At 67.3% G+C, this 15,830-nt stretch carries 15 protein-coding genes; 7 read left to right on the forward strand and 8 right to left on the reverse strand.

The window, feature by feature from the left end:
- Positions 1-19 precede the first annotated feature (19 nt).
- The 3 genes from prcB to ACNQR1_RS16775 are packed head-to-tail and all read left to right on the forward strand — an operon-like array spanning position 20 to position 2,289.
- Entirely contained in the window at positions 20-817 is a 798-nt protein-coding gene (gene prcB, locus ACNQR1_RS16765) for a proteasome subunit beta (RefSeq protein ID WP_418047300.1), read from the forward strand.
- The gene (gene prcA, locus ACNQR1_RS16770) at positions 818-1,546 is read left to right on the forward strand and encodes a proteasome subunit alpha (RefSeq protein WP_418047301.1); all 729 of its coding nucleotides are present in this window, start codon (positions 818-820) and stop codon (positions 1,544-1,546) included.
- A gap of 5 nt (positions 1,547-1,551) precedes the next feature.
- A complete protein-coding gene (locus ACNQR1_RS16775) occupies positions 1,552-2,289 on the forward strand; it encodes a YqjF family protein (RefSeq protein ID WP_418047302.1) in 738 nt (245 codons plus the stop codon).
- Here the strand turns inward: ACNQR1_RS16775 and ACNQR1_RS16780 are convergent.
- Entirely contained in the window at positions 2,279-2,869 is a 591-nt protein-coding gene (locus tag ACNQR1_RS16780; protein ID WP_418050398.1) for an SDR family oxidoreductase, read from the reverse strand. The genes ACNQR1_RS16775 and ACNQR1_RS16780 overlap by 11 nt on opposite strands.
- A gap of 194 nt (positions 2,870-3,063) precedes the next feature.
- On the opposite strand from ACNQR1_RS16780, the gene ACNQR1_RS16785 reads away from it, so the two are divergent.
- Positions 3,064-3,663 (forward strand): TetR/AcrR family transcriptional regulator, encoded by a 600-nt coding sequence (locus ACNQR1_RS16785; protein ID WP_418047303.1) that lies wholly within the window; start codon positions 3,064-3,066, stop codon positions 3,661-3,663.
- Here the strand turns inward: ACNQR1_RS16785 and ACNQR1_RS16790 are convergent.
- Together ACNQR1_RS16790 and ACNQR1_RS16795 are read right to left on the reverse strand one after the other, a co-directional pair.
- Complete coding sequence (locus ACNQR1_RS16790; protein ID WP_418047304.1) at positions 3,643-4,767, reverse strand: hypothetical protein; 1,125 nt, start codon at positions 4,765-4,767, stop codon at positions 3,643-3,645. The two genes, ACNQR1_RS16785 and ACNQR1_RS16790, sit on opposite strands and share 21 nt — an antisense overlap.
- A 111-nt stretch (positions 4,768-4,878) precedes the next feature.
- The gene (locus ACNQR1_RS16795; protein WP_418047305.1) at positions 4,879-5,502 is read right to left on the reverse strand and encodes a TetR/AcrR family transcriptional regulator C-terminal domain-containing protein; all 624 of its coding nucleotides are present in this window, start codon (positions 5,500-5,502) and stop codon (positions 4,879-4,881) included.
- 81 nt (positions 5,503-5,583) lie between these two features.
- Here ACNQR1_RS16795 and ACNQR1_RS16800 point away from each other — a divergent pair, with 81 nt between their 5' ends.
- Together ACNQR1_RS16800 and ACNQR1_RS16805 are read left to right on the forward strand one after the other, a co-directional pair.
- On the forward strand, positions 5,584-6,567 hold the full coding sequence (locus ACNQR1_RS16800) for a nitrilase-related carbon-nitrogen hydrolase (RefSeq protein ID WP_418047306.1): 984 nt from the start codon (positions 5,584-5,586) through the stop codon (positions 6,565-6,567).
- Positions 6,564-7,595 carry an agmatine deiminase family protein gene (locus ACNQR1_RS16805; RefSeq protein WP_418047307.1) on the forward strand — a complete coding sequence of 344 codons (1,032 nt, stop codon included), beginning with the start codon at positions 6,564-6,566 and terminating at the stop codon, positions 7,593-7,595. Before ACNQR1_RS16800 ends, ACNQR1_RS16805 begins: the two co-directional genes overlap by 4 nt.
- Here the strand turns inward: ACNQR1_RS16805 and ACNQR1_RS16810 are convergent.
- The 4 genes from ACNQR1_RS16810 to ACNQR1_RS16825 form a co-directional block, all read right to left on the reverse strand.
- Entirely contained in the window at positions 7,561-10,188 is a 2,628-nt protein-coding gene (locus ACNQR1_RS16810) for an NAD-glutamate dehydrogenase domain-containing protein (protein ID WP_418047308.1), read from the reverse strand. The two genes, ACNQR1_RS16805 and ACNQR1_RS16810, sit on opposite strands and share 35 nt — an antisense overlap.
- Positions 10,189-10,293: 105 nt before the next feature.
- On the reverse strand, positions 10,294-11,163 hold the full coding sequence (locus tag ACNQR1_RS16815; protein WP_418047309.1) for a DUF559 domain-containing protein: 870 nt from the start codon (positions 11,161-11,163) through the stop codon (positions 10,294-10,296).
- 91 nt (positions 11,164-11,254) lie between these two features.
- Positions 11,255-12,787: an APC family permease gene (locus ACNQR1_RS16820; protein ID WP_418047310.1), complete on the reverse strand. Its 1,533-nt coding sequence runs from the start codon at positions 12,785-12,787 to the stop codon at positions 11,255-11,257.
- Positions 12,780-13,631, reverse strand: coding sequence for a universal stress protein (locus ACNQR1_RS16825; protein ID WP_418047311.1), 852 nt, complete (start codon positions 13,629-13,631; stop codon positions 12,780-12,782). Before ACNQR1_RS16825 ends, ACNQR1_RS16820 begins: the two co-directional genes overlap by 8 nt.
- 169 nt (positions 13,632-13,800) lie before the next feature.
- Between ACNQR1_RS16825 and ACNQR1_RS16830 the strand changes: the two genes are divergently transcribed.
- Positions 13,801-15,315, forward strand: coding sequence for a PucR family transcriptional regulator (locus ACNQR1_RS16830; protein ID WP_418050399.1), 1,515 nt, complete (start codon positions 13,801-13,803; stop codon positions 15,313-15,315).
- A 22-nt stretch (positions 15,316-15,337) separates the two neighbouring features.
- On the opposite strand, the gene ACNQR1_RS16835 is transcribed toward ACNQR1_RS16830, so the two are convergent.
- Entirely contained in the window at positions 15,338-15,778 is a 441-nt protein-coding gene (locus ACNQR1_RS16835) for a hypothetical protein (RefSeq protein ID WP_418047312.1), read from the reverse strand.
- Positions 15,779-15,830 lie beyond the last annotated feature (52 nt).

The raw sequence follows: 15,830 nt of genomic DNA on the forward strand, positions 1-15,830 counted from the left end.
CGGTAACCCCTCTGTAGCCATGGACCTGTCGTCTTTCTCTGAATTGCTGCGCCGTCAGGCCCCCGAACTGTTGCCGGTCAACCGTGTCGCCGATGGTTCGATCAACCCGACCAACGCAGTGCCACACGGGACGACCATCGTCGCGATCAAGTACCCCGGCGGGGTGCTGATCGCCGGTGACCGCCGCTCGACTCAGGGCAACATGATCGCCGGGCGCGACGTGCAGAAGGTGTACATCACCGACGACTACACCGCGACGGGCATCGCAGGCACCGCGGCCATCGCCGTCGAATTCGCGCGCCTGTATGCCGTGGAACTGGAGCACTACGAGAAGCTCGAAGGCGTTGCCCTGACCTTCCGCGGGAAGGTCAACCGGCTGGCGATCATGGTGCGCGGCAATCTCGGTGCGGCACTACAGGGTTTCGTGGCGCTCCCGCTCCTGGTGGGTTTTGATGTCGACGCCGCCGATGCCGAGAACGCGGGCCGCATCGTGTCCTTCGACGCCGCCGGCGGCTGGAACATCGAAGAAGAGGGCTACCAATCGGTGGGCTCCGGCTCGATCTTCGCCAAGTCGTCGATCAAGAAGCTCTACCCGGGGGTGGTGGACGCGGATTCGGCACTGCAGGTGGCAATCGAGTCGCTCTACGACGCCGCTGACGACGACTCCGCAACCGGCGGACCGGATCTGGTGCGCGGCATCTATCCGACCGCGGTGACCATCGGTGCCGAGGGTGCCGTGGAGATCACCGAGGAACGCATCGCCGAGCTGGCCCGCGAGGTCATCGCGCGCCGGACCCGGACGGGCGGTGAGGGGTAAATGAGCTTCCCGTATTTCATCTCGCCCGAGCAGGCGATGCGTGAGCGTTCCGAACTGGCGCGCAAGGGCATCGCCCGCGGACGCAGCGTGATCGCACTGGCGTACGACAGCGGTGTGTTGTTCGTCGCGGAGAATCCCTCGCGGTCGTTGCAGAAGGTCAGCGAGCTCTACGACCGGGTCGGTTTCGCCGCCGTGGGCCGGTTCAACGAGTTCGACAACCTGCGGCGCGGCGGTATCCAGTTCGCCGACACCCGCGGCTACGCCTACGACCGTCGTGACGTGACCGGCCGTCAGCTGGCCAATGTCTATGCGCAGACGCTCGGCACGATCTTCACCGAGCAGGCCAAGCCTTACGAGGTGGAGCTGTGCGTCGCCGAGGTGGCGCACTACGGCGAGACGAAATCGCCTGAGCTGTACCGCATCACCTACGACGGGTCGATCGCCGACGAACCGCACTTCGTCGTGATGGGCGGTACCACCGAACCGATCATCGCCGCGCTGAACGACTCGTACGCAGAGAACGCCGATCTGGCCGCAGCGGTCAAGATCGCCGTCGAGGCACTGAGCGCGAGCGGCAACGGTTCCGAGCCGCGCACGCTGGGTCCGGCCACCCTCGAGGTGGCGGTCCTGGACGCCAACCGTCCCCGGCGGGCCTTCCGGCGGATCACCGGCGCGGCACTGGAAGCCCTTCTGCCTGAATCGAATCCGGAACCAGCACCGTCTGAGTAGCCGCAGTGGTCGAGCCGGTCAGCCCCGAAGCGCCAGGGCTGACCGGTGCCCGGATCCTGCATCAGAGCTGGGTCGACCTGACCTTCCTGCACTGGCCGGTCGATCCCCGGGGGATCGCACACCTCTATCCGGCGGGCACTGAACCCGATACGTTCGACGGCGCCGGCTACGTCGGACTGGTCGCATTCCGGATGACCGGCACCGGTTTCGGCTACGGCCCCGGCGTGCTCGGCAGCTTCCTCGAGACCAATGTGCGGTTGTATTCGGTCGACGGCACCGGGCGTCGTGGCGTCGTGTTCCTCAGCCTGGACACCCCGAGGCTCGACGTTGTGCTCGCGGCCCGTGCGGCGCTGGGAGTCCGGTACCGGTGGGCCGGGATGGCGTACCGGCGATCAGGGGAGCGGCACACGTACACGACCAGGGTGCGCTGGCCGCGAACCCGCGCGTCGAGCCGCATCGAGGTCGAGGCCGGCGGCGTTCTGGCGCCCGGGCAGCTCGAACATTTCTTGACCGCGCGCTGGGGCCTGCACGTCGCTCACGGTGGGCGGACCTGGTACCTGCCCAACGAGCACCCGCCCTGGTCGTTGCGGTCCGCCAAGCTGCTCGGGTTCGACGAGTCGGGCCTGTTCGCCTCGGTCGGCCTCGGCGGGTTGTGCGACGGGCCCCCGGCGCACGTCGCGTTCAGCGACGGCGTGCCCGCCCGGTTCGGGTTGCCGGTGCGGGCCGGCACGCCTAGGCGATGACGTTGACCACGGTTTCGGCGGTGGCTCTCTCGGTATAGAGCTGCCAGATCTGCTCGGCCAGGTCGTCAGGGTTCAGCGTGCGGATCGCGATGCCGGCGAACTGCCCGGAGTCGGCGGTCATCGCGCGATGGATGTCGCCCCGTTCGATCAGGCCGCCGATGGTGAGGGTCCCGGCGTAGATACCGGCCGGCGCGAGTGCCGCGTGCAGGGTGACCGCGTAGTTGCGCAGCGCTGCCGCCGCCAGTGCCAGCCCGCCGAGCGGGGGCATGGGCACGACGCTGCTCAGGCCGCCGGCGAACAGCAGTCCTCCGCTGCCACGCTGCCGCATCTCGGGGAGCAGTTGGGCGGCGAAGTCGACCGCGGGCACGACGCTGTCGAGCGCCGCCTTCGCGCCTGCGGCGTCGAGATCGGTGATGTCGCCGGTGGGCGCCGTTTCGAAGGCGCCCGGTCCGTAGTAACCGACGTCGATCCGGCCGAACCGGGCGCGGATCGCGTCGACGGCACTGCGCAGCTGATCGGGCTGCGATGCGTCGGCGACATAGGCGGCCGCCTCGATGCCCTCGTCGGCCAGCGCGGCCAGGTAATCCGAATGCCGTTGTGGCGAACGTGGAGATCAGCGCAACGCGGTATCCCGCCTTGCCGAACCGGTGCGCGACCGAGAGGCCGAGTCCGGGGCCGACGCCGAGCACCGTCAGGACGGGGGAAGAAGTTGAGGTCATACTCAACTTACTAGCACAAGTTGAGTGCGCCCTCAACTTCGCTATGCTGGACGGCATGTCGGCGATGCGTGCGGACGCGGTCCGTAACCGGGACCGCCTGGTGGCGGCCGCCGCCGAACTCTTCACCGAGCGCGGAGTCGATGTCCCCCTCGACGAGGTGGCGCGCAAGGCGGGCGTGAGTATCGGCACGCTCTACAACCATTTCCCGAACCGCGGCGCACTCCTGGATGTGGTGCTGTCCGACCGGTTGGCCGTCATCGACCGGCTGGCGCAGCAGGCGCTCGCCGACGCGGACCCCTGGCGGGGGTTCACCGGGTTCCTCGAGAGCCTGTTCGTGATGCAGGCGTCCGACCGCGGGATCAACGACGCGGTGGCCCGCAATCCGGTCGGTGCCGTCGACGTCGCGGGGGAATGCGGCCGCGCCGGGGGACTGCTGGAGGCCGTGGTGGGCCGGGCCAGGAACGCCGGGGTGCTGCGGGCCGACTTCGGTGCCGATGATCTGGCGACATTGATGTGGGCGATGTCGAAGGTGATCGCGATGGCAGACGGTGACGACGCCGTCTGGCGGCGCCACCTGAGGTTTGTGCTGGACGGGCTGAAGAGTCCGGTCGGCAGTGCGAACGAGCCCGCGGCGTCAGCTCAAGGCGAACCGTAGTTTCGCAACCGCCGTCTGGTTCCAGACGTCGGCGGTGATCTCGTCGGGCCGCACGGCGTAGGCCTCGCCACGGTGGTCGAGGACCGTCACCGCGATTCGGGACAGCACGTCGTACCCGGAATCGTCGTACTGCAGCGCGCCGTTCGCGGCCTCGATCCGGCCCAGGACGTCGACGGTGAAGTTGTAGACGAGCGTGTCGACCGCCCCGGCGGCGGCGGCACGGGCGATGTCGCCCAGGTCGGTGGCCACCAGCCCCTTGCTGAGGTCGTTGCCCAACTCCTCGACCCACACGTTGGCCTGTTCGGCGTTCAGGGCGGGAAGTGACTCGCGGATGGCGCCGTCGATCTGGTCGGGCCGCAGCTGGTCCGCCGCGCCGGGTACCGCCACGATCTGGCGTTTGTGGTCGAGCCCGCGGTACATGTCGAGCAGCGGGTCGGTCGCGAAGAGGTACAGCGGCCGGGCCGATGACGGATCGAGCTGGCCCAGTTCGGCGTCCACCGCCTCGGCGACCCGCTTGGCGTACTTCTCCAGCAGTACTTTCTTGCCCTCGTCTCCGACGAGGCGGCGGACGTGGCCGCGGTCGCGCACGGTGGCGCGATGGGTCGCGTCGGCCACGTCGACCGCGTATTCGCCCGTGAGCTCCAGCTCCTCGGCACGTGTGCTCGCGGTGGCCTGCCACAGGTTCCAGCCGTCAGCCGACAAGGTCAGCGCATAGGCCTCCTGCGGCGTGGTGACCGCGCGCACCAGCTGTCCGATGTCGAAGAAACTGCCCACCTGCAGCTGGCTCTCCAGGGCATTGGGCAGCACGTAGACCTCGTGGAAGTCGTCGGCGATGAAGATGGCCACCGAACCGGAAAGACTCAGCCACAGGTCCGATTCGGCGATCTCGGTCCAGCGTGATCGCAATTTTTCCTCGACGGCATGCCGCGCACCGGAATCGCGGATCTTGCGCAGGGCCCGGTCGACGGCGCTCTTCGCGGTCAACAGGCTCTTTTCCCGCTCGTCGGGTCCCGGTGCGGTTTCGGCGTACACCGTGATGGCGTGCTCATGAGGCTCGCCAAGGCGGATCAGGTCGGCAACATCGGGCAGGTCGTAGCGGGTCATCACCCCTCCTTTGCGCGGACTGCCACCAACCATATGCCTGCGAAGGCCGCTGACCAGGGTAAAAAGTCCCAGAAGATGGCAGCGCCCAGCGAATCGGCCCGCCCGCGGGGCTCAATTCCGCTCGGCGCCCGATGCGACGGCTGCCAGTCCGTGAAGCAATACCGCGATGCCGAACTCGAAGGCGTCGTCGGCGCGGGCCGGCTTGGTGCTGCCGGTGGTCAGGGCGGCGGTCAGTTCCGGGCCCACCTCGGCGCAGGTGCTCCAGGGTTCGTCGGGGGCGGCGACATCGAGGGCCGAGCCCAGCACGAAAGAGTCGACCAGGGTGATGGCGCGCAGCGTGTCGGCCGGGTCGAACCCGGCACGGCTGAAGGTGACGGCCAGGGTGTTGTACATGGTCAGGGCATGCTCGCTGTTCACCGCGTGGGCCGTGAGCAGCGGGATGAGTCGCGGATAGCGGGCGTAGCTCTGCCGGTAGGACCGCATGATGTCGGCGACGACCTCGGTCCAAGGGCGGGCCGGGTCGTCGTCGGGAAGGGTGACCTCGGACATGGCCCGCTCGCGGAGCAGTTCGACGATCTGTTCGCGTCCGGCGACGTGGTTGTACAACGAGGACGGCCGGACCTTCAGTGCCCGGGCGAGTCGGGGGACGCTGAATCCGCCCGTCGAATTGACCAAATCCATTGCCGCACTGGTGATGCGGTCGGGGGAGAGCAGCGGTACCGGCGGGCGTCCCATGGCACCTTTCTACTACCTCTTTACAACCGGTGTCAGCGGGGTCACAATAAAACGAACACCATTCGTTTTAGGAGTCGACCGATGATCACCCTGACCGCCACCGCGCCCGAGTCGCTGTCCCGAAGCGCCGAGTCGACGCGCCCTCCGCTGCGGGTCGGGCTGGTGCAGCATCGGTGGCGGTCCGATGCATCGGAGCTGGTCAGGGTGCTGCGGGACGGTATCGACCGGGCGGCCGACGCCGGTGCCGCGCTGGTCTGTCTGCCGGAGATCACCCTGCTGCGATACCCCGCGGACACCCCGGCCGGACCGAATCCCGGCGAGGCTGCCGAGGATCTCACCGGGGGCCCGACCTTTGCCCTTGCCGCCGAGGCCGCCAGGGCCAACGGCGTCTTCGTGCACGCGTCGCTGTACGAAAAGGCGCCGGCCGAAGATGGATTGGGCTTCAATACGGCAATCCTGGTGACGCCGTCGGGGGAGTTGGCCGGTTACACCCGCAAGCTGCACATCCCGATCTCGGCCGGTTACTACGAAGACACCTATTTCCGTCCGGGGCCTGGGCAGGCCGACCCGTATCCCGTGTACAACCCAGAGGGCCTGGGTGCCCGCGTCGGGCTGCCGACCTGCTGGGACGAATGGTTCCCCGAAGTGGCGCGAAGCTACTCGCTCGGCGGTGCCGAGATCGTGGTCTACCCGACGGCCATCGGTTCGGAGCCGGTGTTCCCGGCCTTCGACACCCAACCGCTGTGGCAGCAGGTGATCGTCGCCAACGGCATCAGCAGCGGGCTGTTCATGGTGGTGCCCAACCGGATCGGTGACGAGGGCAAGGTCACCTTCTACGGTTCGTCGTTCATCTCGGACCCGTTCGGCCGGGTGCTGGTGCAGGCACCTCGCGACGAAGAAGCCGTGCTGGTCGCCGACCTGGACCTGGATCAGCGCCGGGACTGGTTGGAGCTGTTCCCATTTCTGCTCACCCGGCGGCCGGACACTTACGCCGCGCTGACGGAGCCGGTCGACGTGGAACACCCGTGCGGGGTCGGCCACGACGCCACGGCAGTGGTGAAATGACCGTCTACCGAATGCCGGCCGAGAGTGCGCCGCAGGATCGCGTCTGGATGGCGTTCCCGTCCGCCGGATACTCGCTGGGCGACACCGAAGCCGAACACCACGAAGCGCGCAGCACCTGGGCGGCGGTCGCGCACGCGGTGCTGGAGTTCGAACCGGTGACGATGGTGGTGGACCCCGCCGAAATGTCCGCGGCCCGGCGTTACCTGTCCGCCGATGTCGACATCGTCGAGGCTCCGTTGAACGACGCCTGGATGCGCGATATCGGTCCCACCTTCGTGCACGCCGGGGACGGTTCGGTGGTTGCGGTGGACTGGGTGTTCAACGGTTGGGGCGCCCAGGATTGGGCGCACTGGGATGACGACTCGAAAATCGCTGCCGCTGTTGCCGATTGGACCGGCGTGCCGGTGGTCGACTCCAACCTGGTGAACGAAGGCGGTGGCATCCAGGTCGACGGGCTGGGCACCGTGCTGGTCACCGAGACCGTGCAACTGGACCCCGGTCGCAACCCCGGCGCCACCAAGGCCGACGTCGAAGCCGAACTGGCCCGCACCATCGGTGCCGATCACACCGTCTGGCTGCCGCGCGGGCTGACCCGCGACTCGCAGCGCTTCGGCACCCGCGGGCACGTCGACATCGTGGCGGCGATACCCTCGCCAGGCCGGCTGCTGCTGCATGCCCAGGGTGCCGATTCTCATCCGGATCACCTGGTGTGCAAGGAGATCCGGGCATCGATCGAGCAGACCCACGATGTCTCCGGACGGCCGTGGGAGATCGTCGAGTTACCCGCGCCCGACCAGTTGACCGACGCCGAGGGCTTCGTCGACTACAGCTACATCAATCACCTGGTGGTCAACGGCGGGGTGATCGCCTGCGCCTTCGGTGATCCGAGGGACGCCGACGCGGCGGCGATACTGGCCGAACAGTATCCCGGCCGACGTGTCCTCAGCGTCGATGCCCGTCCGTTGTTCGAACGTGGCGGTGGCATTCACTGCATCACCCAGCATCAGCCTTCGGCCCGCCCGCGGTGATGAGCCGGCAGATCGCCGCGCTCACCTGGGCGCGGTTGCCGGTCCCGTTGCGCAGCACCCACGACGTCAGGTGTTCGACCAGTTCGCGCACCTGCAACAGCGCCCGGATGCGCTGGCCCTCATCGCTGTTGCCGGCCAGCTCGGCCGCCCACAGCGTGTCCAGATCGAGGATGTCGCGCACCGTGGCATAGGCCAGCGCCACTTCGGGCGTGGTCACCGCCAACCGCTCCTGCATGCGGTAGATGGTGCCGGGGCCCACCCGGTTGATCAGCTCACCTGCCACCGAGGTGGCGACGATCTCACGGCGCAGCGGGTGATTGCCGATCTCCGCATGGGCTTGTCGGGCGACCACAGCGGGGAAGTAGTCCTCGAGGCGGTGTACGAACGCCTCGTGGTCCGGTACCTCGGAGGCCAGCAACTCGTGGGCCACCAGGTTCTTGGATTGGGCCAGCAACACGGCGATCTCAGGTCGGGTGAGTCCCAGCCCCATGGTCCGCCGGCGCACCAGTTCCGGCCCGGTCGGCAGACCCTCCACCTGGGGGTCGACGCCCGCCTCGTCCCGCAGGTTGGCGATCAACCGGATGTGCCGGTCCAGCAGCGAGTCGGCTTCGGCGGCGGCCATGCTGATCGCCAGGATCGCCTCGGCGTTGTCGGCCAGCACCCGTGCGGCGACATCGTCGGTCGCGTCGGCCAGCAGCGCATTGCGCTGTGCGGTGAGGATGCTGCCGGAATCCAGGGCGATCTTGATGTTGACCTCGAGGTCCGAGGTCGCGACACCGGCTGCGTTGTCGATGAAGTCGGCATTGATCCGGCCACCGTTGAGGGCGAACCCGATCCGTGCCTGTTGGGTCAGGCCGAGGTTACCGCCTTCGCCGATCACCTTGCAGCGCAGCTGCGATGCCGTGACCCGAACCCGGTCGTTGGCCTTGTCCCTGGCATCGGTATCGGTTTCCCCGTCGGATCTGACGTAGGTGCCGACCCCGCCGTTCCACAGCAGATCGACGGGTGCGCACAGCACCGCCGTGATCAGTTCGTCGGGCGTGCACTCGGTCACGTCGATGCCCAGCGCGGTACGGGCCTGTGGCGACAGCGGTATCGACTTGGCGGTGCGGGGCCACACCCCGCCGCCGGCCGAGATCAGCGTCGAATCGTAGTCCTGCCAGCTCGATGTGGGCAGATCGAAAAGCCGGGTGCGCTCACCGAAGGACGTCCCCGGATCCGGGTCCGGATCGACGAAGATGTGCCGATGATCGAATGCGGCGACCAGTTTGATGTTGTGGGACAGCAACATTCCGTTGCCGAACACATCGCCGGACATGTCGCCGATGCCGGTCACCGTGAACGGCTCGACATCGATGTCGTGGCCGGCCTCGGCGAAATGCCGCCGCACCGAGAGCCATGCGCCGCGTGCCGTGATACCCATGGCCTTGTGGTCGTACCCGGCCGAGCCGCCCGAGGCGAAGGCATCGCCGAGCCAGAAGTCGTACTCGGCCGCAATGGCATTGGCCAGATCCGAGAACCTCGCGGTGCCCTTGTCGGCGGCCACGACCAGGTAGGCGTCGGCGCCGTCGGGGCACACCGTCCGGTCCGGATGCCGGATCGCACCGTCGACGATGTTGTCGGTGACGTCGAGCAAGCCGCGGATGAAGGTGCGGTAGCCGTCGGCGGGGGCGGTGTCGGTGTTGCGCAACACGAAAGCGCCCTTGGCGCCCCCGGGCACGATGGGCGCGTTCTTCACGGCCTGCGTCTTCATCAGGCCGAGCACCTCGGTGCGGAAATCCTCGGCGCGATTCGACCAGCGCAGACCACCTCGGGCGATGGCTCCGCTGCGCAGATGGATGCCCTCCATGGTGTCGGAGCACACGTAGATCTCACGGTGCGGGACCACCGGGCCGATACCGGACAGCCGGGCCGAGTCGATCTTGAACGACAGGTAATCCTTGACCTGCCCGTCTGGCCCGATCTGAAACCAGTTGGTACGCAGGGTCGCCCGCACAAAACTGTGCATTGCACCCCGAATGCGCTCGTCGTCGAGTGACGCGGCGGCATCCACCAGGGCCGCCACGTCGCGATCGGCGCGGTCTGTGTCGGCGCCGTCAGGTCCGTCCGGGTCGAAGCGGGTATCGAACAGCGCAAGCAGCGCGTCGACGAATTCCGGTGCGGTGAGCAGCGAATCGAGAATGTAGTCCGCCGAGAAACTCAACCCGGTCTGCCGGACGAATCGGGTGATCGCCCGGATCAGGACCACCCGGCGCCAATCGATCCCGGCTGAGGCAATGAGCGCGGCGTATCGGTCGACCTGCCAGCGTCCGGCGATCGCGGCTTCGTAGGCGCGTGCGATCAGGTCGAGGATGGGCGCAGGCAGGCTCAGGCCGCCGAACTCGTAGCAATGGCCGGCGTCGGTGGCCTCATAGGACGCGACGCGCAAGCCGAAGTGTTCGAACGTCGCACACACCTCGGCGAGCAGTGGCGGGCTTCCGGGCCACTGCACCTCGGCGCGGGTGCCGGCTTCATCGGCGGCAAAAGACACTCGGGCAGAAGGGTTTTCCACAGCCAGAGTCTCGACCATGGCGGACCGGACCACCATAGACATTCTGGTGATCATCGTCGTCACGGAGGTGCCACTTTGTCGAATGCCACCCCCCAGTGATTTGTGCACGATTCTCCGCGGCAGACGCGGAAAATCGTGCACAAAGACTCAGGAAGCGTGCCGAAGTCGTAAGGCATTCCGTATCTCGGTGACCACCCGATCGGGATATTCAGTCAGATCGAGCCAGGTGAACCGCAAGATCTGATATCCGTGCAACGAGATGACGTTCTGCCGGTTCCGGTCGTTTCTGAAGTCGTCAGCGTTGCTGTGAAAAGCCCAGCCGTCGACTTCGATGGCAAGTTTCGCCGCCGGAAAGACGACGTCGACCTGGTATCCCGCGACTGGATGGTTCGCCCTCCATCCGGTGATCCTGTTGCGACGCAACAGCTTCAGCAGCAGGCGCTCGGCTTCGGAGCGGGCGCCATCTGCCGCGGACAGCAGCAGCATTCGGGCCGCCGGCGACCCGTGCCGACCCTTGTTGCGCAGGTGCGCATCCCACAGTTGCCTCAGCTCGACGTGCCGCTGCAGTGCCGCATCCATCAACGTGGCGCCACCCCCGCGACGGGTCGCTGCTTCGATGACCGAAAGTGGAAGTGCGGTCACGCGGAGTCCGTTGCGTTCGACGATGTCGGAGCTGAGCAGATCGCGGCGCCGGACCCGGATCCCGTCACGCTTGCGGTGATTGCTCACCTTGGGCACGGTGACTTCGACGCTGTCCGGCGGGTAACGCGTGACGCCATGCCACCATGCGGCGGCCAGTCCGCTGGCCGCGGCAGCCGGGCCGTACGACCACACCGCGCCGCGCACCCGCGCCGCATCGGTGAATGGACGATCGTCGACAAAGAACACGCCGGGGGCGCAACGCCGCCAGTGGCCGGAACGCACGCGACGGCTGATGGTGTCGTCGCTGAGCCCCGCGGACAAGGCCTGTGCCCGGGTGATTACGCCATCGTGATCGCGAAGGTGGTCATCGAGCACATTGAATCGGACGTCGGCGTCGGCGGTTCGGTTCCATCGAGTGTGATTTGTGCACGATTTTCCGTGGCAGGCGCGGAAAATCGTGCACAAATCACGCGGACTCCATGGTCAGGGTTTCGCCCCGGAAGAACGCCGGCTGGACGAAACGCAGGGCAGCCATCAGGACGGCACCGAACAGCAGAATGCCGAAGCCGAGATAGAAGACCAGGCCGATGCCGCCGATCGACGCGCCGCTGCCGCTGGCCTCCGGGTCCATGCTCACCAGCACCGACTTGACGAACACCGACAGCAGCATGACACCGCCGACTGCCGGGAACACCAGCTTGTAGACGATGTTCCTCGGGCTGAGGAACAGCTCCTTGCGGAAGAACCACACGCAGGCGAACGCGGTGATGCCGTAGTACCAGCAGATCATGATGCCAAGGGCGGCAATGGTATCCAGCAGCGTTCGCTCGGAAAGCAGGGTCACGATGGTGTAGAAGCAGGCGGTGACCACACCGGCGACCACGGTGCTGAACACCGGTGACAGCGACCGCGGGTTGACGCTGGCGAACCGCTTGGGGAAGGCGCCGTAGGCGCCCATCGCCAGCATGGTGCGGGCGGCAGGCAGGACGGTCGTCTGCAGGCTGGCGATCGAGGAGGCGAACACCGCCAGCAGCAGCAGCGGGCCACCCCAGCCGCCGAGCACAGGATAGGCCAGCGCCCCGAACACGTTCTCCGCGATATCCTCGTTGCCCAGTCCCAGCCCGGTGTCACCGATTCCGGCGTACATCATCACCGCGACCGCCACCAGCAGGTAGGTCAGCAGGATCGACAGCACACACAACAGCCCGGCCCGGCCGGGCACCTTGGTGGGATCTTTGCTCTCCTCACCGAGCGTCAGACAGGTGTCCCAGCCCCAGAAGGCGAAGATCGATCCGATCAGCCCGATGACGAAGGCACTCATCGTGAGCCCGGTGAAAGGGTCGAACCACTGGATGTCGAAACTCAGATGCCCCTCGACGCCGCCGGATCGCGCAATGGCGACCACCGCGAAGGTGATGAGCACGATCATCTGGAAGCCGACCAGCACATACTGCACCTTCTCGCTGGTGGTGATGCCGCGGCAGGAGACGAAGGTGGCGATGGCGAGGAGTGCGACCGTCGAAACGATGTTGACCGCGACATTGTGGGCCGGGAGCATCGCGAGCCTTTCGTTGTGCAGAACCTTGCCCAGGAACTCGTAGCCGAACAGGACGCCGATCGATGCCAGGTTGGACAGCACGATGATGGTGGCGATCACCATGCCCCACCCGCACATCCAGCCGACATAAGGCCCGAATGCCTTGGTGGACCAGGTGAACGACGCGCCGCAGTCGGGCGCCCGGGAGTTCAGTTCACGGTAGGCGTAGGCGGTCAGGAACATCGGGATGAAGCCGGCGATCAGGATCGCCGGCATCTTGAGCCCGACCGCCGCCACGATGAGCCCGATGCTGGCGGTCAGGGTGTAACCCGGCGCCACCGTCGAGATGCCGAGGATCGCACCGGTGAAGGTACCGATGCGCCCCGCGGCCAGGCCTTTGGCGACCAAGCCCTCCTCGTGCTCGGCCTGCTCCAGTTCTGCGCTGGCCAGCTGCTCAGACATGCTCTGCCCCTTCGTCTTTCGGTACCACAAACATCGGGACTTGCAGAACACGCAGCATCTTCGCCGCAGTCGACCCGAGAAACAAGCGGCGCGGCTGGGCCAGCCGACTCGAACCGACCATGATCATGTCGCCGTCTTTCCAGCCCAGCTTGTTGACCGCCTCCTCGACGGTCGGGCCGGTGGCCACCCGCGAACTGACCGGAACATCGTCCGGCAAGAAGTCCTTCGCTTGGTCCAGCGCGTGCTGTGCGTGCTGCTGGGCGGCTTCCAGTCGGCGGGCGTCATCCACGGCGACCAGCGACACCAGGCGAAGGGGCGTTTCGGTGGCCCGGCAGAACCGCAAGGCGGTGTCGAGCAAAAGCGTGGCTCCGGGCCGGGTGCCGATGGCGCAGGTGATCTCACGAATCCGCTCGCTGCGCTGCAGTCGGGCCCCGCGCGGTGCGATCACCACCGGTATCGGGGAGGCGTGCACCAGATCGTTGACCACCGAGCCGAGAGACAAGGGGCCGGCCATTCCGCCGCCCGCCCCGCCGACCACCAGCGCGTCGGCGCCGAGGTTCTCGGCCGCCGCGATCAGGCCCATGGTGCTGGACTCGTCGTAGCTCAGGTGGGTGCGCACCGTGACGTCGTTGCGCACCCCGGCCCCGGCCGCGGCCAGCCAGCCGTCGGCCTCGCGGTGCAGGACATCGCCTGGAGTGGGGGCGATCGCCGAACGGTCGCTGGGCAGCACCGTGCACAGGTCGAGACCGGCGCCCAGGGTGCGGGCGATCTGTTCCCCGACCGCGACGGCGTCGTCACCGCCCGGTGTGGCGATGTAGGCGACGGCAATTCGTGGCGTGCTCATCGGACCGGTCCTCCGCGCATTCGCATCACGCACCGTCCATCTCTCTGGGAATCGTCAGGTCTCTGGCGGGCCCAGTGTGTCGCTGAACACACCGCAGATCATCCGACAATCTGGAGATTCTTTGTGCCGATTTTCGACGTTCTGTACATTTCTGTTGGTGGCGGTTCCGGTGCGGTGGGTGATCGAGCAGTCGGATCTGCATCTGCGTCTGCTGGCAGGGTCGGCCGGTGTCGGGCGCGAGGTGAACCTGGTGCTGACGACGGAACTGGCCAACGCCGCCGAATGGCTCTCCGGTGGCGAGATGGTGCTGACCACCGGGATCAGCCTGCCTGCCGGCCGTCGGGGTCGGCGTCGCTACCTCCAAATGCTGGCCGAAAGTGGTGTCGCTGCAGTCGGATTCGGCATCGGACTGACATTCGAGGCAGTGCCGGACGAATTGGTGGCAGTTGCCGAGGAACTCGGGCTTGCGCTGATCGAGGTGCCGCTCCGGACTCCGTTCGCGGCCGTCGTGCAGCGGGTCGGTTCGCGCATCGCCGCGCTCGAGTACGACGCCGTGCTCCGCGCTTCCCGGGCGCAGCCGAGGATCACCCGGGCGGTGGTGAGTGACGGCCCGCGCGGGGTCGTGGCCGAACTGGGCCGCGCGCTGAAAGCCGCCGTGGTGGTGCTGGATCCGACCGGGACGGTGATCGCATCGCAGCCGGGCAATCTCAGCGTCACGACGGTCAACCTGGTGCGCGACTCGATCGAACCGGGAGCCGCATCGGGTGTGCGGGTGCTGTCCGACGGCAGCACGGTGGCCCAGCAGGACATCCGGGTCGGCGGTCGGTCGCACGGTGTTCTCGCGGTGGTCAGCCCGACCGTGCTGAGTCCGGTCGACCAGGTGCTGTTCGGGCACGCAACATCGTTGCTGGCCTTGGATTTCGAGAAACCGGCACGATTGCAGGAGGTGCAGCGGCTGCTCAACGAGCAGGCCCTGGGACTGCTGTTGACCGGCGGGCTCGACCTGGATCCGGTGTATGCGCAGCTGGCGCCGGTCGCCGACGCCGAGGGCCGGATTCGCGTACTGGTCATCGAGTTCGATGTCGAAGCGAGCTCGGCGAGCCAGCGGCGGCGAACAATCGCGGCGGTGGTGCGGGAGGTGGAGGCGGCCGGATATCCGGTGTTCGCACATGGAGCCGATCACCGGCTGACAGTGCTGCTGCCTGGCACGGTGACGGTCGACGGCGCCGCTGGTCTGCTGGGCGGGCTGGACCGGTCGGTGCGCAAGTCGAGCCGCTGCGGGCTCAGCGGGGCGCAGCCGCTGGGCCGGTTGGTGCAGGCTGTCGATGACGCCAGACTGGCCGCATCGGTGGCCGAACGGGGCTGTTGCCCTTTGGAATTCGCTGCGTTGGCCGGTAGCGCACTGTTGTCCTCCGGTCCCAGCCGTGAGTTGTTGGTCGCACTCGGGGCGGCAGTGCTGACTCCGGTGGCCGACCATGACGCCGAGCACGGAACCGGGCTGATGACGGCGCTGCGGGCGTTCTTGGAGGCCAACGGCCAGTGGGAGGCCGCGGCGGCCGCCATCGGCGTGCATCGGCACACGATGCGCAAGCGGATCGAGATTGCCGAGGCGCTGTTGGGTTGTGATCTCGGGGTGGCCCGGGTGCGGGCCGAACTGCTGCTGGCGATCTTGGCCCGCGGCTGACCGGGTTGCCGCGGCGGCGCGCTCAGGCGGTGACGGTCGTCTGCTCGCGACGCCAGCCGACATAGGTCAGCCACAAGCCCATCGCGGTCAGCAGCAGGAAGAAGATCCGGGCTGCCAGCATCGGACCCGGGCTGGTGACCGTCGCGGTCGCCCCGGAGTCGATGGCCGACGGGATGGCCATCATCGCCAGTCCGCGCAGCGCCACGAACCAGCCGAAGGCAGAGATGAGCGCCGCCGTCACGCTGTACCAGTACTGGTGGAACGCGATCACGATCAGGCCCATCATCAACATCGCCGCACCGAGGATCCAGGGCAGGACCGGGTTGTCGAACAGTCCGCCGAGCAATCCGGTGAGGTCGGGCAGACGAATCGCGATGATCACCGTGGCGGCCGCGACAAACGGGCCCAGGACGCGGGCGAAGGCCCGGGTGCGGTGTCGAGCTTCGGGGGTGGCCTGCGTCATCGGGGCTCCAATCAATAAACCGACGGACGGTCTATTTTTAGGTTAGGCTCGC

This window comes from Mycobacterium sp. 48b (assembly GCF_048282725.1).
In the GTDB taxonomy this organism is placed as follows: domain Bacteria; phylum Actinomycetota; class Actinomycetes; order Mycobacteriales; family Mycobacteriaceae; genus Mycobacterium.